The 20,404-nt window shown below is 42.9% G+C and carries 18 protein-coding genes; 17 read left to right on the forward strand and 1 reads right to left on the reverse strand.

Annotation, left to right across the window (positions count from 1 at the left end; genetic code table 11):
- Positions 1-196: 196 nt before the first annotated feature.
- From AC58VC_RS17485 to AC58VC_RS17565, 17 genes are all read left to right on the forward strand, one after another.
- Positions 197-1,876 (forward strand): extracellular solute-binding protein, encoded by a 1,680-nt coding sequence (locus AC58VC_RS17485; RefSeq protein WP_497370045.1) that lies wholly within the window; start codon positions 197-199, stop codon positions 1,874-1,876.
- 124 nt (positions 1,877-2,000) lie between these two features.
- A complete protein-coding gene (locus AC58VC_RS17490; protein ID WP_497370582.1) occupies positions 2,001-2,888 on the forward strand; it encodes an ABC transporter permease in 888 nt (295 codons plus the stop codon).
- Positions 2,889-2,905: 17 nt separating this feature from the next.
- On the forward strand, positions 2,906-3,805 hold the full coding sequence (locus AC58VC_RS17495; protein ID WP_497370046.1) for a carbohydrate ABC transporter permease: 900 nt from the start codon (positions 2,906-2,908) through the stop codon (positions 3,803-3,805).
- A 40-nt stretch (positions 3,806-3,845) separates the two neighbouring features.
- Positions 3,846-4,298 carry a VOC family protein gene (locus AC58VC_RS17500; protein WP_477498045.1) on the forward strand — a complete coding sequence of 151 codons (453 nt, stop codon included), beginning with the start codon at positions 3,846-3,848 and terminating at the stop codon, positions 4,296-4,298.
- A gap of 24 nt (positions 4,299-4,322) precedes the next feature.
- A complete protein-coding gene (locus AC58VC_RS17505; RefSeq protein WP_497370047.1) occupies positions 4,323-5,021 on the forward strand; it encodes an SDR family oxidoreductase in 699 nt (232 codons plus the stop codon).
- 35 nt (positions 5,022-5,056) lie between these two features.
- A complete protein-coding gene (locus tag AC58VC_RS17510; protein ID WP_497370049.1) occupies positions 5,057-5,941 on the forward strand; it encodes a TolB family protein in 885 nt (294 codons plus the stop codon).
- A 17-nt stretch (positions 5,942-5,958) separates the two neighbouring features.
- Positions 5,959-6,402, forward strand: coding sequence for a VOC family protein (locus tag AC58VC_RS17515; protein WP_497370050.1), 444 nt, complete (start codon positions 5,959-5,961; stop codon positions 6,400-6,402).
- Between the two features lie 154 nt (positions 6,403-6,556).
- Complete coding sequence (locus tag AC58VC_RS17520) at positions 6,557-8,905, forward strand: helix-turn-helix domain-containing protein (RefSeq protein WP_497370051.1); 2,349 nt, start codon at positions 6,557-6,559, stop codon at positions 8,903-8,905.
- 168 nt (positions 8,906-9,073) lie between these two features.
- Entirely contained in the window at positions 9,074-10,039 is a 966-nt protein-coding gene (locus tag AC58VC_RS17525; protein ID WP_497370052.1) for an ABC transporter permease, read from the forward strand.
- A gap of 12 nt (positions 10,040-10,051) precedes the next feature.
- Positions 10,052-10,930 (forward strand): carbohydrate ABC transporter permease, encoded by an 879-nt coding sequence (locus AC58VC_RS17530; protein WP_497370053.1) that lies wholly within the window; start codon positions 10,052-10,054, stop codon positions 10,928-10,930.
- Positions 10,931-10,957: 27 nt separating this feature from the next.
- Positions 10,958-12,484 (forward strand): extracellular solute-binding protein, encoded by a 1,527-nt coding sequence (locus AC58VC_RS17535; protein ID WP_497370055.1) that lies wholly within the window; start codon positions 10,958-10,960, stop codon positions 12,482-12,484.
- A 28-nt stretch (positions 12,485-12,512) separates the two neighbouring features.
- Positions 12,513-13,337, forward strand: coding sequence for a sugar phosphate isomerase/epimerase family protein (locus tag AC58VC_RS17540; RefSeq protein ID WP_497370056.1), 825 nt, complete (start codon positions 12,513-12,515; stop codon positions 13,335-13,337).
- Positions 13,334-14,392: a Gfo/Idh/MocA family protein gene (locus tag AC58VC_RS17545; protein ID WP_497370057.1), complete on the forward strand. Its 1,059-nt coding sequence runs from the start codon at positions 13,334-13,336 to the stop codon at positions 14,390-14,392. Before AC58VC_RS17540 ends, AC58VC_RS17545 begins: the two co-directional genes overlap by 4 nt.
- A gap of 18 nt (positions 14,393-14,410) precedes the next feature.
- Positions 14,411-16,507, forward strand: coding sequence for a beta-galactosidase (locus tag AC58VC_RS17550; RefSeq protein ID WP_497370058.1), 2,097 nt, complete (start codon positions 14,411-14,413; stop codon positions 16,505-16,507).
- A 2-nt stretch (positions 16,508-16,509) separates the two neighbouring features.
- Complete coding sequence (locus AC58VC_RS17555; protein WP_497370059.1) at positions 16,510-17,622, forward strand: type I phosphomannose isomerase catalytic subunit; 1,113 nt, start codon at positions 16,510-16,512, stop codon at positions 17,620-17,622.
- A gap of 200 nt (positions 17,623-17,822) precedes the next feature.
- A complete protein-coding gene (locus AC58VC_RS17560) occupies positions 17,823-18,008 on the forward strand; it encodes a hypothetical protein (RefSeq protein WP_497370060.1) in 186 nt (61 codons plus the stop codon).
- A 124-nt stretch (positions 18,009-18,132) separates the two neighbouring features.
- Positions 18,133-18,861, forward strand: a complete 729-nt coding sequence (locus tag AC58VC_RS17565; protein ID WP_497370061.1) for a GyrI-like domain-containing protein — start codon at positions 18,133-18,135, stop codon at positions 18,859-18,861.
- Between the two features lie 69 nt (positions 18,862-18,930).
- Here the strand turns inward: AC58VC_RS17565 and AC58VC_RS17570 are convergent, their stop codons facing one another.
- The gene (locus AC58VC_RS17570) at positions 18,931-20,388 is read right to left on the reverse strand and encodes a flagellar hook assembly protein FlgD (protein WP_497370063.1); all 1,458 of its coding nucleotides are present in this window, start codon (positions 20,386-20,388) and stop codon (positions 18,931-18,933) included.
- Positions 20,389-20,404 lie beyond the last annotated feature (16 nt).

Here is a 20,404-nt window from a genome sequence, read left to right on the forward strand (position 1 = left end):
TTAAGCGTGAAAATGGTAAGTGAGAGGTTTTAAAATTTTTTAATCAAAAATAAACGCGCGTTCAGTCGCTTTTTGACGATTTCAGGGTTGATTTCACCCCTAAATAAACACGTGTTTATGGTAGTGTAACTTCGGAAGTGACTTTATGCAGGTGTTGTCTTCATTTTCATCAATCCAAATACAGGAGGAATTACACGTGAAAGAGCTGAAAATCAAAAGAGTTCTACCGCATGCATTGGTGGCCCTACTTACGGTTTTTACTATTTCAGCTTGTGAAACCGCTACCACAGGGTCTGATGCAGAGAGCACTATCAATCCCTCAGAAAATATTGGCCCCGATGGAAAATATCAGAAGCCAGTCACGATGACTTGGGCTGTTCAAACAGCAGCAGCTTCCAAGCTCCTTGACAAAGAAACCTGGGAAGACAACCGTTGGAGCCGCTTGTTTAAGGATAAGCTCAATATTGATCTTCAGGTTGCCTTCACGGCTGACAGCAGTACTGACGCATACAAAAATAAACTGAATGCCATCATTGCTTCAGGCGATCTGCCGGATGTATTCAAAACACAGGATCCAAACGTATTTCTTCAACTGGCACAGAATGGGCAGCTTGCAGATCTCACCGAGGTTTATAACAAATACGCAACGGATTCAATCAAGGAATATCAGAAGAGATTTGCTGATTCTTTTCAGGGAGCTACGATAGACGGCAAACTTTACGCCATACCGCGTATGAACGACAACTTCCACGAGGCGCCATTTATCTGGATACGTGAAGATTGGCTCAAGCGAACAAACTCTCAGCCGCCGAAGACCGTAGAAGAACTTGTTGCTCTTGCTAAGAAGTTCGCTACCGAAGATCCGGATGGAAATGGTAAGAATGGCGACACGATTGGGCTTGCCCTGAACAAGGATCTCATCAGGCAAAATCATGCCAGCATTCTTGGTTTGGTTTCCGCGTTTGGCGTTCCTGGTCGCGATGAGAGCATGTTTTATCGTGACCAGAATGGCAAAATGACGTTTGCATGGATTCAGCCAAACATGAAACCGGCACTTTCAGTATTGGCAGATATGTATAAACAAGGACTTATCAATAAGGATTTTACCTCCAAAAGTGAGTCAGCACTCGTAGAAGATATAACTAGCGGTAAGATTGGTATGGCTTTCGGCAGCAACTGGGGCACCTGGTATCCCTACAATAATGTTTATAAAAAAGACGGTGTTATCGTACGTCCATACCCTATCCCCACACAGTCCGGTTACGAATACAAGATTGGTATCGAGAGTAACGCTGTTGGCCAGATGACGATGGTGAAGAAAGATTACAAAAACCCCGAAGCCGTCATTAAGATGCTAAATCTGTACGATGAGACCGTTAACTATTCAACAAAGGATGTCTACGATAAATACTGGGCTAATGAGCAATATCGACTATCGCCAATTTACATCGATCAACCAGGTGAGGTTTACGCAGCTGATTTGCTGAAAGCTATGGATAAAGGGTCATCTGAAAGTCTCCCTCCAGCCGCAAAGCCCTTATATGACTATATTGCCGGCTTTGAGAACGGAACGCTTGCCAAAGATGACAACGCCTTCGGTACCTGGGGTCAAATGTCAAAGTCAGGCTCTTTGCCCATCGTATTGAACAAGTACGTGCCCGACAAAGCGATCGTTCAGAGTATCCTAGGTATTCAAAGGCCAGACGTATGGTTAACGAACGTTTCATCATTGGATACCCTTACCATAACGACTTTTACGGATATCATAACAGGGGCTAAGCCAGTCGATTATTTCGATACCTTTGTGCAGCAGTGGTTGAAGGCAGGCGGCCAAAAGTCAATTGATGAACTTGATAAAATTTACCCGGCCAAATAAATTCGTAGGTGGCTGCAGCGGATGTTATCTCGCCGCAGATATGAAATAGGGTTGGGCCTCTTGCTCCAAATCATTGACAGGCGGTGGTGAAGCAGTGTTTGCGAGTCTGAAACGAAAAGACAAGATGTTAAGAGAACTGCCCTTATATCTCATGCTGCTCCCGGCGGTCGTTCTGGTAGCCATTTTCAGTTATGGCTCAATGGCCGGCGTAATCATCGCTTTTCAAAAGTTCATTCCGGCGAAAGGGATGTTTGGGAACCAGCAATGGGTGGGCTTACAGAATTTTGTTACGTTGTTTTCCATGCCGAATATAGGGATGGTCATTCGGAATACGGTTATTATCGCATTGTGCAAAATGATTGCAGGCGTCATTGTTCCGGTGGGGTTTGCTCTGCTGCTCAACGAAGTGAGGAATCATTTTACCAAGCGTATTTTCCAGACGCTGGTCTATTTACCGCATTTTTTGTCTTGGGTCATCTTATCCGGCATTTTATTAAACCTTTTGTCACCGAACGAAGGTTTTGTCAATGTTGTTTTATCCAAGCTTGGCGTTGAACCCATCTTTTTCCTAGGAAACCCGGATGTGTTTCCGGCCACAATGGTCTTAAGCGATATCTGGAAGACTTTTGGATTCGGATCGGTCATTTATCTAGCTGCGCTCACAGGCATAGACCCTGCACTTTATGAAGCCGCAGTCATTGACGGCGCAAACCGCTGGCAGCAGACCAGGCACATCACCTTGCCAGGCATCTCATCTATGGTCGTACTGATGACCGTCTTGGGTCTTGCCAATATTCTTAATGGCGGTTTCGATCAAATCTATAATATGTACAGTCCCGTGGTCTACTCCACTGGCGATATTTTGGATACATTCGTGTTCCGTCTGGGCATTGAACAGGCGCAATACGCGCTCTCCACTGCCGCTGGCCTGTTTAAGTCATGCGTATCTCTCATTTTTATCGTTGTGTCTTATTACTTGGCAGACAAATTAACCGGATATAGAGTCTTTTAATGGAAGGAGAGATGACCATGGGAATAAAGGATTCTTTATCACGAAAAATATTCCTAGTGAGCAATTCCGTATTCCTGCTGCTTGTTGCACTGTTATGCATAGCGCCGTTTATCAACCTACTGGCAGTATCATTTTCAGACAAAGTAGCCGTAGCTGCAGGAGAAGTTACTTTTTTCCCAGTGGGATTTACAACAATCTCTTATCAATTTATTACGAATACCTCGAAGTTCTTCATGTCGCTGCTAGTCTCTATCAAACGAACGGCCATCGGCGTTCCGCTCAACTTGCTATTGATCATTTTGACAGCTTATCCTCTCTCTAAAGCTAAAGAAGATTTTAGTGCGCGGAGTATTTTCTCATGGTTCTTTGTTGTGACCATACTCTTTAATGCCGGATTGATTCCTACCTACATGGTGGTGAAGAGCACTGGAATAATGAATTCCATATGGGCGCTTGTTTTGCCAGGGGCGCTCCCCGTGTTCAGTATGCTGGTTGTGATGAATTATATGCGCAGTCTGCCGAAGGAATTGCTGGAGGCCGCATATATGGACGGCGCGAGTCACGTGCAGACGCTAATCCGCGTGGTTTTGCCAGTTTCAATACCCACGCTTGCGACAGTAACGCTTTTTTCATTCGTAGACCATTGGAACAGCTGGTTTGATGGCATGATTTATATGAACAAAATTGAAAACTATCCCTTACAAACCTATCTGCAAACGGTTGTCGTAAATCCGGAAGAATTTATTCGCAACAACACCGACCTTAGCGGCAACTTATCCAAATATTTGTCCATGGTTAGTGCCCGAACGACGGGAGCTGCGCAAATGTTCTTGGCGATGATACCGATATTATGCATCTATCCCTTCTTGCAAAAGTATTTTACAAACGGGCTAGTGATGGGCAGTGTGAAGGAATGAGGCAGAAGAAGTGAAAAAATGAAAATTGGAAGGTGTAAAAATGAAGAATAACATTAGCTTTGACGGTTTTATTCAGATCGCTATTGTCGTAAATGATATCCAGAAGGCTGCGGAGACGTGGGCAAATTTATTGAATTTTCCTGTGCCGGAAATTCGTTATCTTCCTCCTGTACATAATCCTGATTTGACGTATCGTGGGAAACCGGCCTTCTACGGCCTCAAGCTCGCGAATATACGAGTTGGCAATTTTGTTATTGAATTGCACGAACCTGACGAGAAAGACAGTACGTTCCGGGAGTTTCTTGATCAGCATGGCAACGGCGTACATCATCTAGGTTTCCAGGTAGGCGAGAAGCGTGATGCCATCATCGGCGAGCTGGAGGAGATGGGTTATGCCATGCGGACCATAGGTTATTATCCTGGCAGCAGCTGGACAATTGTCGACGCTGAGGATGATTTGGGCGTTAATTTGAACATCAAGCCCCGGGCCTAGCATGAACAAAAAGGAGGAGCAGAGATGAATATTGTCATTAGCGGTGCAAATCGTGGTCTTGGGTTCGAATTGACATTCGCTGCTGTACAGAGGGGTCACAAGGTCATAGCAGGGATTCGTTCACTGCAGGAAGAGGGGAAATGGTTGGAATTGGTCAGCCGTTTCCCCGGCCAAATTAAGCCTGTTCAGCTCGATGTATGCGACGAAGACTCGATTGCCCGGTTAGCGGAAACGTTACGTGCAGAAAAACAAACCGTTGATGCCGTCATTAACAACGCGGGGATTTTGCTCGGAAGAGGTGTTGCTTTAGAAGAATTGCCCATCGAGGATGTCGTTCGTTCCTTCGAAGTTAATTTGTTTGGTCCGATGATGGTCATCAAACATCTGCTTCCTCTAATGAGAGAAGGGGACTCGCAATCCATCTTAAATATATCATCAGAAGCAGGCAGTATCTCCAATGCCTATGGGGGAGATTTTCCTTATGCGATATCCAAAACCGCGATTAATATGTTCTCTAAACAGCTTAAAAAGTATGTAAAAGATAGAGGGATTCGTGTGTACGCCATTCACCCAGGCTGGATCAAAACAGATATGGGCGGCGAGAGAGCCCCCGGAGATCCTGCAGAAAGTGCTAATGGTATTATCGATATTCTGGAAATGAAAAAGGAAATAGGTTCAGATTCCTTTTTTATCAATTATAAAGGAGAACCGATGCCTATTTAATAGGTAGGCGAATTGAAAATGAAGGAGATTTGCGGGTGAATACGTTAAAGGAACCACGAAAGGCAGAAAGAAGAAACGTGATCAGTATGTTGGAAACAGTAGATGTGATTAGTGGCGAACGGCAGGTCTTAGCTGAATTTGATTTTCTGATTGAAGCACCCAATTGGACGTGTGATGGCAACCATCTTGTCTATAATAGCTTAGGCCGTCTTTATAAGTTTGAGCTCACGACCAGGGATAGTACAGCCATCGAATCCGGCTATGCCATTCAATGTAATAACGATCATGTGCTCTCACCGGATAACTCGTATGTTGCGGTAAGCCATCACACTCACGAGGATGGTCTTTCTCGCATTTATACGTTCCCCTTGCAGGGGGGCGAGCCGACGCTCATTACGCCGATAGCTCCAAGCTACTTGCACGGTTGGTCACCGGACGGAAGCACGCTAGCTTATTGCGCAGAGCGGAACGGCGAATACGACATCTACACGATACCAGTAAACGGGGGCATAGAAACACAATTAACGCATACCACCGGATTAAATGACGGTCCTGAGTATTCACCAGACGGTCAACATATCTGGTTCAACTCGGTACGAACAGGACTTATGCAAATATGGCGTATGAATGCCGATGGCAGTGAACAGACTCAAATGACGTTTGATGAGAGCAATAATTGGTTTCCCCATGTGTCCCCAGATGGAGAATTGGCAGCATATATCACTTATCGTAAGGGAGATGTCGCCCCCAGCGATCATCCTGCAAACAAACAGGTGGAGATTCGTGTCATGTCCAGCTCGGGGGGCGGGTATCGAACGCTTGTTGAGTTGTTCGGGGGACAGGGAACTCTTAACGTCAATTCCTGGTCGCCAGACAGCAGGCATTTGGCTTTTGTTAGTTATCGAATCAAACCTTCTTAAACGAGAGGAGAAGAACGATGGAACATACAATTCTAGGTACAACTCTGGTTTGTCAGATTGCCATTATCGTTCGTGATGTAGAAAAGGCGACCCTCCGCTTTGCCGAGCTTTTGGGAGTCCCTGCTCCCACGATCATCATGGCTAATGAAGATGGCAGCGACACAGTTAGCTACATGGGGCAACCTACACAAGGGAGAGTAAGGCTTTCTTTTTTTCACATGGAGAATCTAGTCTTAGAATTTATTGAACCTACTAATGATCCTTCTACCTGGAAGGAATTCCTTGAAACCAAAGGTCCGGGTGTTCATCACATGGCATTTAAGGCCAAGAATAGAATGCTGGAAACTGCTGCTAAGTTGGAGGAATTCGGGTTCCCGCTTATTCAAAATGGCAATAAATATGCTTATGTAGAAAGCACAGATGATTTGGGCGTTATTCTTGAACTGCTTGATATTGATTGAATGTACATTTGATGCCAGAACTAAGCGTTAACACCGTTCTAGTAGAACAGTGTTAGCGTTTTTTTTGTTTAGTTATTTTATCGGGATAGAGGAAAATGAATAAATATGTCGAATTTTATACTAAAATAGCATCTCATATAATAAGGAGATTTTTATGAGTGTACTGTCAATGTTGAAATTTAAAGTGAACAGACGGGGCTTGAGAGGCAATTATTTTCGAAAAAGCCTGATTTTTGTTTTGATTGTAACTAGTTTCCCCACTGCTATTATTGGAATTAGTACTTATATGATTGGAATTAACCAAGTAGAGAAAGAAGTATACCAAAAGAATAAGTACCAGCTTGAACAAGTTTTCAAACGGTTCGATGAGCAGTTCTCGCAGCTTGAGATGACGGTGGACAAAGGAGCAGCTAACTCCATATTTGATGAAAAGATTAGGCATGCTAATTTCATAGAAGAATTTCAGGTCATGCAAGATATTTACAGATGGTTAGCTGTGACCCAAAGCTCGGATCCCATGATTATGAGGATTGATTTATTTCTGGAGAATCAGCAGATGTTAGTTTCTAATGATCGAGGGGCAATATGGCTCAAAGATGATTCGAACAAGTCAGCCTATGATACGATACTAAAATCGGAGGACTTGATGTATTGGAGTGACGCCGAGAACTTTTATCCAAGCGATGTTTCATCGTTGTTTCCATTAGTATTAGTGCATAAGCTTCCCTTTATAAGTACGAGGCCTTACGGAGCTCTATTCGTCTATTTGGACAAGAACATGATTGACAAAGAAATTACACAATTGAATCCTTATGAGAATGGCATTTCATTTATCATGAAGCCGAATGGCGATTGGATCACATCAGGCAAAGAGACGGACACATCCAAACAACCTTTAAAGGATTTAATAAGAAGCAAAGTGTTAAAGGATGATTCAAGTCAGGGCTCCTTCACTGTAAAATGGGAAGGCGAGGAATACTCAGTTGCCACAGCTACCTTCTCGCGTTCCGGTTGGAGATACGTCATTGGTACGCCAATCTCGCAATTAATGCAACCGATTACATTGACTTCCAAGCTTATGCTAGGTGTAAGTTTTATGGGGATTGTCATTGCTGCTTTATTGTCCTGGTTTGCTTCGCAACGTATGTATCGGCCAATTAAGCGCTTAGTTCAACTGTTTGGCGGGGGGATAAGCAACAAAATACCAGATGAGGATCGTTCGGATGAAATCAAGTTCATAGAAGACAAATGGCTTAATATTACACGTAAAAGTGAGTTGTTTCAATCTCTATTAGAAGAGAATCGATATAGCATAAAAAAGGGATTTTTGCTGCAATTGATACAGGATCAGCTCTATTTCTTTTCTGAAAATGAGTTGCGGGAACGCTTGGAGCGACATGGTTGGGATACCTTGAATAAGAAATTTACCCTTCTGCTCATTCAATTATCCCCATTCTCAGAAACAAGTAAAAGGTTTGTAGAAGGGGACGAGCAGCTTGTCACCTTCGCGGCAGCCAATATTATTGAGGAGCTTTCCATGGATAAAGCTAATATGGAGGTTATCAATCTCCATAATTTATCCGTTTCTTTACTCGTATCTTTTGAACAGGATAAGCCAAGGGAACAAATCAAAAGCGAGCTTTATAAAATCTCGAATGAATTGATCACTATGATTACTAAATTATTAGGTGTACATGTAGCAGTTGGGATCAGCAGGCCAGCCAATGATCTTAAGAATCTGCCAAAAGCATTGAATGAGGTCAAGCAATGTCTGCATTTCCGGGAAATTGGGGAGCACGGGCAGATTCTTAGCACAGATGATTTTATTCCGCATGTGAAAGAAAATCTGGACTATCCCTTTCAAATTGAGAAAGAATTGATTCGAGCGCTTCAAATGAGAGCAGAGGAAGAAACCATTGAACTCTTGCATGAGTTTCATGCGGTGTTAAAACAGAATGCAGGGAAGGCATTTCAGATACAACAATTTACCGCTCAGCTGCTTGGCAGTGTTTTACGAGCGATGATTCAGCTTGACGTAGCCCATGCTAGCGCAAGCCAGGGAATCAATCTGTATGAGCAGCTGTTCAAATTAAAGGAAATCGACGAAATTAATAAATGGTTCAGAAATACGGTAATTCTGCCTTTTCTCAAAGCATTATCCGAGAAACAAGGTATCGAGATGAAACAAACGATTCATAAGGTGAAGGAAATCATTGCTCAGGAATATATGAATGATATTTCTTTGGAATATTTGTCAGATAAAATCGGCATCCTGCCGAAGCGATTAAGTGCTGTCTTTGCGGAGGTCACCAAACAGAACTTTATTGATTACGTGACTGAAGTTCGCATCGAGAAATCTAAGCAGCTGCTAAAAAACACGGATTTAAAGGTGACTGAAATTGCAACAAGAGTCGGCTATCAGCCATCTTATTTCAACAAGCTTTTTAAAAAATCAGAGGGTATAACGCCAGGTGAATATCGAGATTCAGGATTAGGGCTATAATGCGATGAGCATTTAGCTCTTTTTGTTATGAAAATGGGCTTGAAACTCACTTTTAGGAAAAAGTATGATCCCAGTAAATAGATTTAGGAAAATGTTTAATTGTGATAAATAGGGCCCTCATGTACATTCAGATTATGAAATATGGAAGCAGAAGAAAGGTGGTAAGGCATGCAAAAAACTTGGTTAGAAGTAGGCAAGGTAGACAATCAAACAGCAAGAAAAAGTAATTTTCAACTTGCTGTAAAAGACATTCTAAGGGATAGATATCTCTATCTATTAGCTCTTCCTGGCATCCTTTATTTTCTTATTTTCAAGTATGTGCCGATGGGTGGCATTCTGATTGCGTTTCAGGATTACTCACCTTATCAAGGTTTTTTACACAGCAAGTGGGTAGGCTTTGAGAATTTTGAACGGTTTTTCCTTGGCAGTGAATTTTGGAATCTGTTTAGAAATACGATGATGATTAGTCTCCTTAATCTGGTATTTTTCTTTCCTGTACCTATTATCGTATCTCTTCTATTAAATGAAGTTCGAAATATGAAATTTAAAACAACCATTCAAAGCATTGTCTATTTACCGCATTTCTTCTCTTGGGTAATTATAGCAGGCATGACCTTCCTATTATTTTCACGAACTGGAGGGGTCATCAATAATGTTGTTGCTATGATGGGCTTTGAGAAAATCGATTTTCTGACGAATCCCAATTACTTCTGGATCATGCTTACCTTACAGTCGATTTGGAAAGAAGCTGGATGGGGTACGGTTATCTTTCTGGCGGCAATTGCTGGTACAGATCCAGCTCTTTACGAAGCATCTAAGATGGACGGTGCGAATCGACTGCAACAAATGTGGTATGTTACCTTACCATCTATTAGGAATGTGGTAATTACCCTACTGATACTAAGGCTTGGCCAAGTCATGGATGTCGGCTTTGAACAAGTATATTTGATGACCAGCAGTGCGGTTTCTAGTGTATCGGATGTATTTGAAACCTATGTTTTCCGTATGGGGGTCAAAAATGGACAGTTTAGTTTTACAACGGCAGTAGGGCTTTTCAAATCAGTTGTGGCATTGATCCTGGTCGTGTCAACCAACTGGCTGGCCAAAAAATTTGGCGAAGATGGCTTATATTGAGGAGGCAGGACAATGACAAGAAATGTGAAGGGATTGACATTCGATCTCTTGGTTACGATCATCCTTATTATTGCTGGGATCGTTACGATGATACCCTTTCTATATATCGTAATCGTCTCCTTTGCAACGCCTTCCGAGTACATCCATAAAGCGGGAGCTTTCATCCTCCCATCCGAATGGACACTTGTTAATTATAAGTATTTGTTGTCTACTGGGGCATTCATCCGTGCTGGGGGAAATAGTGCATTTCTTGCTATTGTGGGAACAATCTTAAGCCTTGCTGTTACATCAAGTTTTGCTTATTCCTTGTCCAGAAAGCGATTAAGGGGTAGAAAGATTCTGCTATTGCTCGTGCTAATCTCGATCTTGTTTAATCCCGGTATTATTCCACCGTATCTGGTTGTGAAAAGCCTTGGGCTTATCAATAGCATCTGGTCATTAATCATTCCGGCTTTAACCAGTGGATGGTACATTTTTCTGATGAAGAGTTTCTATGACAGTATACCAGTGAGTTTGGAAGAAGCAGCAAGCATCGACGGCAGCAATGATTTGGGAATTTGGCTAAAAGTCATCCTTCCATTATCACTCCCCTCTTTGGCGGCTTTTGGGCTCTTCTATGCGGTTAGCTATTGGAATGTCTTTTTCCACGCCATTCTATACATTAACGACTTTGACAAGTGGCCGCTTCAAGTCTTGCTTCAAAATATGCTGATCGATTCATCTACGAGCGGAGGCGATCTTGCTAGTCAAATCGCTTCCGAACAGGAAATGCCGAAAGAAACATTGAAGATGGCAGCCGTCGTTGTTGCTACCGTACCCATTATCCTGGTATACCCATTCCTGCAGAAACATTTTGCAAAAGGTGTTATGGTCGGTTCTGTTAAGGAATGATATATAAATTATAAGGAGGTTTTCAAGATGGTCTTAAAGAAAGAATTAATGTTGAGAACGGTTACAGTCGCGACTGCAGCTGTTCTGCTGGTAACAACGGCAGCTTGCAGTTCCAAATCAGGAACGAATGCAGGTGGTAGTGATAAGAAAGAAGAGCCAACGACAATTAGCATCATGTCCACATTCTTCTCTCAGGAGCCCCCGGGTGAAGATAATCTGATTGTAAAAGAGATCGAGAAACGGACCAACACGAAGCTTAAAATCACGTGGGTATCTCCGAATAATTACGCTGATAAATTAAACGTAACATTGGCATCAGGTGACTTACCAGATTTAATTCTTGCCGACTACCCCCAACGATATCCGTTGGTTAAAAGTATGGCTCAACAGGGCGCATTCTGGGATTTAACTACGATGTATAAAAACTATCCCAATCTCGCTAAGTTCCCAGAGCTTACCTGGAAGAACCTCGCATTTGGCGATGGCAAAAACTATGGAATTCCACGTGTAAGACCTGTATATGGGCAAACCGGATTGAATATTCGTAAGGATTGGCTGGATAAATTGGGCTTGAAAGAGCCTACAAACACAGATGAGTTGTATGATGTCATGAAAGCTTTTGCAACGAAAGATCCAGACGGTAACGGTAAAAATGATACCTATGGTTTCCTGGGGTATGCGGACCCGACAGGAATAGGTAAATTCAATGTCATCGAGACGGCTTTTACGAAGACTGTTGGAGATTGGAAGCTGGAGAATGGCGTCCTGACTCCTATCATTTTCTTACCCGCACAAAAAGAAGCCCTTACTTATTTGAATAAATTATATGTGGAGAAGCTGATCCCGGAGGATTTCAGTATTTTGAAGCAGACGCAGACGCTGGATATGATGAAGGCGGGAAAAGGTGGTATTGATGCCGTTCCTATGGACCAAGCCTGGGAATCAACGGCAGAGCTTAGAAAACAAAATCCTGATGCCTACGTGAAACCACTTGTTTCATTGAACGATACAACGATAACGGATCCAGGTTCGTTCGGCATGTTCTTGATTCCTAAAAAAGTGCCCGAGGCTAAAGTAAAGAAAATTATGGAGTTCATGGACTTCGGCGCATCCGATGAAGGATCCGACTTAGCGAATTATGGCTTTAAGGATGTTCATTTCACCGAGCAGGACGGATTTAAGATACCGACGGAGCAGGCTAAGAAAGATAACGTATCCCAACAGGCGATGGGACAAATCTTTTTGAAATATGATAAGTATCAGAAAGCGTATAAGTCTGGTATCACCAAAGACTTCTACGATGCTCACACCAAAATTATCGACGAACGGGCCAAATTTGCGGTTCTTGATCCGTCCATCGGGGTTGATTCGGATGCATGGGTGAAATATTGGCCTGAATACCAGAAAAAAATTACGGATATGAAGGTCAAAATGATTGTAGGTAAAGAAACTTCCGCAAGCTATGACAAATTCGTTGCAGAATTAAAGGGAGATGCCAACTTTCTTAAAATTGTTCAGGAAATGAACGAATCCTACAAAAAGAAAAACGGCTAAAAAAAATAACGATAAGGAGTGAACCTATATGAAATTATCCTTCACAACACTAGGATGCCCCGAATGGCCTTTAGATAAAATTATCTCCAGCGCTGCTGAATATGGTTTTGACGCAATAGACTTTAGAGGTTTGACCGGCGAAATGAACATCTATAAGCTTCCGGAGTTCTCCGTGCAGGTGGAAGAAACGCTTCGTAAAATCACGGATGCCGGATTGCATGTTTCTTGCTTCTCCAGCTCTGTCCATTTATTCTCTGAGGAAAATTACGAGAAAAATAGGCAGGAGATTACCGAATTTGCAAAGCTCTGCAGCATATTCGGAACTCGCTATATTCGTGTGTTTGGCGGAAAAATTGGTGATGCCAATCGAGAAACGGCTGTCCAAAAGGTCGTTAAACATGTAAGTGAAATGGCAAAGATCGCTAAGGCATACGGCGTTAAGCTTTTGATTGAAACTCATGATGATTGGATTTCTTGCACAAATATGAAAAAGGTGTTGGAGCAGGTTGACACTGAAGCTGTCGGAGTACTGTGGGATGTGCACCATCCTTATCGAATGGTGGGAGAACAACCTGAGGATAGCTGGAGGACATTGGGACAATGGATTGCATACACACATGTGAAAGACTCGCGTACCGAGGAAAACGGGGGAGAAGGTTTCCAATACTGTTTAACCGGGGAAGGCGATATCCCATTGAAAGACATATATAAGTTACTACAACGTGAGGGATATCAAGGCTATTTTACATTAGAATGGGAGAAAAAATGGCATCCCGAATTGGAGAACCCTGAAATTGCATTTCCCCAGTATGTACAATACATGCGCAAATTAGCATCGGAGGTAACGATATGAAAAAGATCAGAGTTGCAATTATAGGTCAAGGGAGGAGTGGGCGTGATATACACGCCTATTCCCTAAGTCAAATGAAAGAGCAATATGAAATTGTTGCCGTAGCTGACATGTTGGAAGAACGGCTGGAAAGAGCCAGCAAAGAGTTGAACTGTGATGTTTATCGTGATTACCATGATCTGTTCAAGAGAAATGATCTAGATTTAATTATAAATGCATCACCTAGTAACTTTCATTTTGAAATTTCCAAAGAGATTATGGAAAACGGATTTCATGTATTATCTGAGAAACCTCTTGCCCGAACGGTAGATGAGGTAGATATTTTGATTGAAACAGCGAAGAAAACCGGGAAATTGCTGGCTATCTATCAGCAATCCAGGTACGCGCCTGCCTATCGTCAAGTGCAGGAAATTATTAAGTCTGGCGTAATTGGCAGAGTGGTTCAGGTTAGTATTGCCTACAATAATTTTGCAAGACGATGGGATTGGCAAACATTACGAGCAAATGATGGAGGAAACCTCTTAAATACGGGGCCACACCCCGTAGATCAGGCTCTCCAATTTTTTGGAAGCGAGGAAATGCCGCATATCACTTGTATGATGGATCGCGCGAATACAGCTGGGGATGCCGAAGACTATGTAAAGATCATCTTGCATGGCCATGGACGTCCAGTCATTGATGTGGAAATCTCCTCCTGCTGTGCATACCCGAGTTTTACTTATAATGTTCAAGGGACTAGAGGCGGGATCACGGGGAGCACCAAACATTTGGACTGGAAATACTTCAAACAAGAGGAAGCGGGAGAGCTCCAATTGGTGACAACCCCTCTGGTCAATGAAAAAAATGAGCCTGCGTATTGCCGGGAGCAATTGAAGTGGTATGAAGAAAGTTGGGATGCCCCAACCGAACAAGGCAAAGATTTATTCCATACGATGGCTGAAAGTTTTTATACCATGATGTATCAGACGATTGTAAATGGGAAACCTCTTGAAGTTACACCGCAACAAGTACGTCAACAAATTGCTGTTATGGAAGAATGTCATCGACAAAATTCGTAAAGTTGTAAGGAGATTCCAATGAAGAACTCAGACTTTCCGTATGGCTCCGTTCTTAAGGTGCATAGAGAGTTTTCGCTTGAAGATATAAGAAGAAAGTTAGAAGATATGAAGCGGTGCGGCATGAATTTCGTTGTCATCTGGCCGGCCTTCTTTTGGTGGGAAAATAAAGCAAGCGCCAACTACCCTTTTCAAACAGGGATCGAGATTTTAAAACTTGCGGAACAAATAGGTATGAAAGTTATCATGGAACTGGCCGGCCAAATTACTGCACTCGAGTATGCGCCAGATTTTTTGATGAAAGAAGATTATTACGCGAAGAAGGCAAACGGAACTGTTGATAATGATAAAATTATTTTCGATTATTTGAACTATAATCATCCGGAAATCAAGCAGCTTGTGAAGAAGCATTATACAGCTGCAGCAGAAGCTTATAAAGATTCCCCCGCACTATACGGGTACGATATTTTGAATGAAACCATGTTTACTTCCTATGATCGGTTCACTTTACAATTATTCCGCAGCTGGTTAGAAGAGAAATATGGCCGTATTGAACGATTGAATGAAGTGTGGGACCGTTCGTATTATGACTGGAACCAAATCGAGTTCACATACTGGCTATGGGCTAGTGTAATGCCATTCGTGGATTGGGAGCAATTCCGTAAGGAAAACATGGGAATCATTATGAGTGAATGGCGAGGCTATATCAAAGCCGTTGATCCAGAACGTGTGACAATCGCTGACAATATTAACTCTATGGTAGCTACGGATAATTTTTATTCAAGACCTCATGATGATTGGAACATCGCAGAGAACGTAGATGAGTATGGAATCTCGTTTTATCCCAAAGAGACGTTAGAAGGAACCCCGCCTTATAAACGTTGGGAAACCTTTGTCGGTGTTCACTCTGCGACACGGACAGGTCGTTTCTGGATCTCTGAGCTGCAAAGTCATCATAGAAGTATGTTTAAACCCAAAAGTTTGGTTTACCCGCACGAAATAAATTGGTGGAATTGGGAAGCGATATCGCATGGAGCTAAGGGACTTATTTATTGGAAATGGGACCCTTTTATGAAAGGAATTCAAACGGCTGGACGTGGCCTGGTTGATTCGCAAGGAGGCTTTACACCTAGAGCAGATGCCGCTGCTGAAATCGGTAGAATCCTTAAGGAACATCGCACAGCATTTACAAACTATGATCCTGAGCAGCCGCGCGTGGCTATTATGTATGATAAGTTGACACATGACTTTACCAAAGCTTTTACGTTAACTGTGCCTGACGAAGCCAATATATATATTAATTCGATAGCCGGATTATATGAGTGTCTATGGGAACTGAACATCCCTGCTAAGTTTATTACGCCAGATGATGTGAAGAATGGCAAGGCGTCTGCGTTTGGAACCCTGATCTTAACGAATCAACTGACGATTGGTTCTGAACTTGCAGCGGCGCTAAAGCAGTTCGCTGAACAAGGTGGAACCATTATCGCAGATGGTAAATTTGGCGAAATACAAGAAGATAGTCTTATGAATGAACACTTACCGGGTGGGAATTTGAATGCTGATCTTGGCTATCATTTGATTGACATTGATCCACTGGAACTGCAAATTTCACTTAAAGAGGGAGAGCTATCAAGCCTGCCTGGTTATTTTGAACGAAAAATGCTAAGCGTTACTAGCCCAGATGTGGACGTGTTGGGCAGTTATTCGGATGACTCTCCCGGTGTACTGCACTCACCAGTAGGCAAAGGCCGCATCTTATACATTTCGACGATGTTGTGGTACGGATACCATAAAGAACCTTCAGCGGATGTACGTAAATGGGTCCAGCATTTGGATGCGCTGTATTCACTTTCACTTCATTCAATAACGGATGCTAGGTTGAAATTGTGTTCTTTGAAAGGGGAAGACGGTATGCTCTTGTTTGTATTCAATTATACAAATGAGTCTATCGCCTCTGATGTGTACCTAAACGGCATAGATTCCGAATTAGAGGCTGTCTCCTGCGTTTCACATAGCTGCAAACTTGAGAGTTGGCAGGAGCTTGGACGGGTGTCCCTTGGTGTTACGATTCCTGCAAAGGACGTTGGCATTTATAAACTTTCGTGGAGGGGATAAGGTTGTCACATCATCTTTTCAAAGAATTGAGGAATCAACCATTTCTGCTGCAGCCAAACCGGGTATGGCGAACCTATTCAGGAGGCAAACTTATCGATCAATGGCAGAAACAAGTTGCTCCAGAAGATAATAGTTTTCCAGAGGAATGGGTGGCTTCTGTCGTGAAAGCTGCCAATGTTGGTCGTGAACACGTACAAGAAGGATTGAGCAAGGTTAAACTCGCTGATGGGTCGATGATCACCTTGCAAGAAGTGATAGATTCTGATCCGGTAGCATTTATGGGCAAAGCTCATGTCGAGAAGTTCGGTTCTCAGACGGCTGTATTGGTCAAATTGCTCGATTCCAGTGAGCGACTGACGATTCAAGTGCATCCAGATCGACAGTTTGCGGAGAGTAAATTCCAGTCTCGATTTGGCAAAACAGAGGCTTGGTATGTGCTCGGTGGCAGAACAATTGATGGCGAAGAGCCTTATGTTTTGTTTGGCTTTAAGCCGGGAGTGACTGCCGAAGCATGGAAGAACCTATTTGAATCGCAGGATATTCCAGGTATGATTGATGCTCTACATCGGATACCCGTACATGAAGGTGATATTTTCCTTGTTGAAGGCGGAGTGCCTCACGCAATCGGAAGTGGATGCTTCCTAATTGAAATCCAAGAGCCAACAGATTACACACTTCGGACAGAGCGAACCACGCCAAGAGGTAACCATGTGCCAGACCAGGCCTGTCACCAGGGCTTGGGCTTCGATGAGATGTTGATCTGTTTTCATTATGAGAACCATTCGTTGGAACAAATAAGAAACAAATGGTACAAACAACCGAGCATTTTGCAAGAAACTGGCGGTGGATGCTTGTCAGCACTTATTCAAGCATCGGACACTGACCGATTCACCATGGACCGGTTGACTGTAAATGAATCGTTTATCACTAAGTTAAACGGCCCCTTCGCTATCGGAATAGTCACTCAGGGAAAAGGGACTCTGTCATATGAATCTGGCAGGATAGTTATCGGTCAAGGAGATAGCTTCTTCTTACCAGTTTCTATTACCACTATGAAGTGGGTCAGTGAAGGAGATACACCCTTGCAGGTGATCTTCTGTTACCCGCCAGTTTAACTTAAAGCCTTAGAAGCGGTAGGATAGGCGGATAAGGACTGGAGCCCTGTTGGGTTCCGGTCCTTATTTTATTATTGCTTAGGGAATAAACTAAATGGAGTTATGCGTAATTTGTTATAATGATTTTGTGGTGATCCCTATGAATCCGCTAAGTGATCATTACCTGTAACCATCAATTAGTAAGGAAGGTGACTTGAAAAATGCAACAAGCCATCGTTGTATACTATACTAGTGGAAAGAAAAATAATCTCAATGAATTAAACGCACTACTTGAAAATGGCTGGAAAGTAATAAAACAAAGTGCTATGGGTGGAGAATGTGGTGCCGCTGTTTATTCATTAGTAATTGTAGAGAAGGCAGATATCGCCGAACAAATAAAGTCTTGAAGTCGTGAATAAAAACATGATTAGTTCTTCTTAGCGTTCACTCACTTGGGTGAACGCTTTTTTAATGAGGACACGTGAGTTCATTACACTGATCAGTGTGAAAGACAAATTCCGATAAGCTGGAATGTCATTGAATGAGTACATCAAAAATAGGAGATTATCTGTTGCAAATGTTGAATTAATTAACGGAGCACAAGTGACAGTTATTGCCTATAAATATGGATATCAATCAATAGAAGGATTTTCAAGAGCCTTTCGTGAGTGGAGCGGTTTTTTACCATCAGAAGTAACCAAAAACAAAATTCAAAAATCATTTCCCAAATTTTCATTTTTTATCGATATAAGAGGAGGAAAATCAATGGAATTCAAAATTGAAAAGAAAGAGAAGTTTAATTTAGTAGGTGTATCGAAAAGAGTGCCAATTCAATTTGAAGGTGAAAATAATGCAATCTTAGAATTAGCCCGATCAATTACCGAACAACAAAGAAGTGAAATGCATCAATTATCAGATTTATATCCTCATCAAGTCTTGAATGTATCTTATGAATTTGATGATGGTTTCTTGGAAGAAAAAGGACACTTAACTCATATGATTGGTTTTGCAACTACGCATGAAAATCGGTTCGATGATTTAGAGCAAATTTCTGTTGAGGAAAGTCTGTGGGCAATTTTCCCTAATCAAGGACCATTTCCTGCGACGCTTCAAGAAACTACCGCAAAAATTTATTCCGAATGGTTGCCTTCTTCAGATTATGAATTAACAGATATACCAGGAATTTCTTTTACAAAGCACGATGGGACATCTAAAAGCGTATATAGCGAAATTTGGATGCCAGTAAAGAAAAAAAGTTAGCGATAAACTTGGAAGATAATGATGTTTACAGAAGTGTTATTTAATTTCTTCGAACACCTATTTCTTTCCTCACTGAGCGCTGATTCGCAGCGGGAAGCTTGTAAGCATGGCTCTCTCGGCGTTCTCGTGCTGAAGCGTCCCCTTTTCGCTATCCTTCGTAAAGTTGATGCTCATCGGCAGTTTAATTTCAACGGAATATTCGCCAAAAGGAACTTGCTTCCCGTCGGAATCTTTCTGATCCCAGATAAAGTCAAGCGAATGTACTTCGCCGCCCGCAAACTTGGCATCCAGAGAATCGATTTGACCAGACCAGACTAGCGTCAACGATCCATCCATCGTATCCCGACGAGAGATGTCGATTTTGAAAGAAGTAGTTGGTTGCATCGTCAGCGCAACCTCACTCATATTCCGGACTGCGAATTGGATACCGACATCACTTCCATAAGGTTGAAAAGCTTCGTCGGAGAAATTGCCAGCCTCGTTCTTAACATGAACCGTCAAATCAAACGGATAATTTCGCCCCCCGGATCCGAGTTCGGTAATGATTTTAGTTTGATTGATTACTGTAATCGGTTTTACCTCTACATTCGTCGGGGCAACGTAAGCATCGGGATCCTGGTCCTGTTTCACAGCGTATACCCACGAATCGCCGAGCCACGAGCTGTGAATATGATACCAGCCGCCTCCATGCTCGAAAGAGCTAACGGTCTGAGGAGTAAGGGATCCGAGCACATGGGCCGCCTTATTCGGATGTTCGTAAACAACCGCCGTTTCATCTAACATAAGCGTCGTCTCTTCGCTGCGTAAGTCCGCAGGATACCCCATTTTCGGGTTTACCCAGTGGGGGCCATCCCAAGTATCCACATAGTACCAGCCGTTCCATACGATTTTCGATGTGAACCACTGCGGGGCAAGCCAGCCTGCCAACTTGCTGCCGGCGTCCGGCGAATCGAACATGGGTGAGATTGTCGGTAATTCAAACGATATGCCTGAGCTGTTCGCAGCATACGTTTGTACATCGTCAAGGATGGGGTGCAGCGGATGAATCCACCGATAGCCGAGCCAGGTTTGGACCAAATACTTGCCATCTTCGGCATACAGGACGCGTAGCAGTTGGGGAGAAATGGAACCCGCGCTCCAAGCGCCAGGGCCTTGGTCATTATAGATGCTCTCCTTATCGGTCAGCAGGATATGTTGATAGTAGTCTTCTCGAAACTCTGGGGTTTGCAGGTGAACCCAGCGTTCCCCGTCAGCCGTCTTAATTTCGAACCAGATAGCCTCATGATTTTGAATTAGTTTACGATCCCAGCCTGATTCTGCTCCATCGACCTTCACGACTTGAGGTGCGGCGGAATATAGGTGCTGACCATCGATCGAGTCGTATATAGGCGTAAGTTGCTCATTTAAAACAAGTTCGATGGGTAACGATAGTAACGCAGAACTCGAATCAGCAGCGTGCACGCCTTTGTCGAAGACCAATCCGCTAAGCAGGATAACGGATAGTAAGGTAAGCGTTTGTTTTCGCATACAAGGTTTCCTCCAA

This window comes from Paenibacillus sp. J22R67, from assembly GCF_059692175.1.

Coding starts and splice junctions, on each gene's coding strand:
- AC58VC_RS17545 (WP_497370057.1), top strand. CDS start 13,334: ATGAAAAAGATCAGAGTTGCAATTATAGGTCAAGGGAGGAGTGGGCGT.
- AC58VC_RS17515 (WP_497370050.1), top strand. CDS start 5,959: ATGGAACATACAATTCTAGGTACAACTCTGGTTTGTCAGATTGCCATT.
- AC58VC_RS17570 (WP_497370063.1), bottom strand. CDS start 20,388: ATGCGAAAACAAACGCTTACCTTACTATCCGTTATCCTGCTTAGCGGA.
- AC58VC_RS17535 (WP_497370055.1), top strand. CDS start 10,958: ATGGTCTTAAAGAAAGAATTAATGTTGAGAACGGTTACAGTCGCGACT.
- AC58VC_RS17490 (WP_497370582.1), top strand. CDS start 2,001: ATGTTAAGAGAACTGCCCTTATATCTCATGCTGCTCCCGGCGGTCGTT.
- AC58VC_RS17540 (WP_497370056.1), top strand. CDS start 12,513: ATGAAATTATCCTTCACAACACTAGGATGCCCCGAATGGCCTTTAGAT.
- AC58VC_RS17500 (WP_477498045.1), top strand. CDS start 3,846: ATGAAGAATAACATTAGCTTTGACGGTTTTATTCAGATCGCTATTGTC.
- AC58VC_RS17550 (WP_497370058.1), top strand. CDS start 14,411: ATGAAGAACTCAGACTTTCCGTATGGCTCCGTTCTTAAGGTGCATAGA.
- AC58VC_RS17560 (WP_497370060.1), top strand. CDS start 17,823: ATGCAACAAGCCATCGTTGTATACTATACTAGTGGAAAGAAAAATAAT.
- AC58VC_RS17520 (WP_497370051.1), top strand. CDS start 6,557: ATGAGTGTACTGTCAATGTTGAAATTTAAAGTGAACAGACGGGGCTTG.
- AC58VC_RS17505 (WP_497370047.1), top strand. CDS start 4,323: ATGAATATTGTCATTAGCGGTGCAAATCGTGGTCTTGGGTTCGAATTG.
- AC58VC_RS17530 (WP_497370053.1), top strand. CDS start 10,052: ATGACAAGAAATGTGAAGGGATTGACATTCGATCTCTTGGTTACGATC.
- AC58VC_RS17495 (WP_497370046.1), top strand. CDS start 2,906: ATGGGAATAAAGGATTCTTTATCACGAAAAATATTCCTAGTGAGCAAT.
- AC58VC_RS17565 (WP_497370061.1), top strand. CDS start 18,133: ATGTCATTGAATGAGTACATCAAAAATAGGAGATTATCTGTTGCAAAT.
- AC58VC_RS17525 (WP_497370052.1), top strand. CDS start 9,074: ATGCAAAAAACTTGGTTAGAAGTAGGCAAGGTAGACAATCAAACAGCA.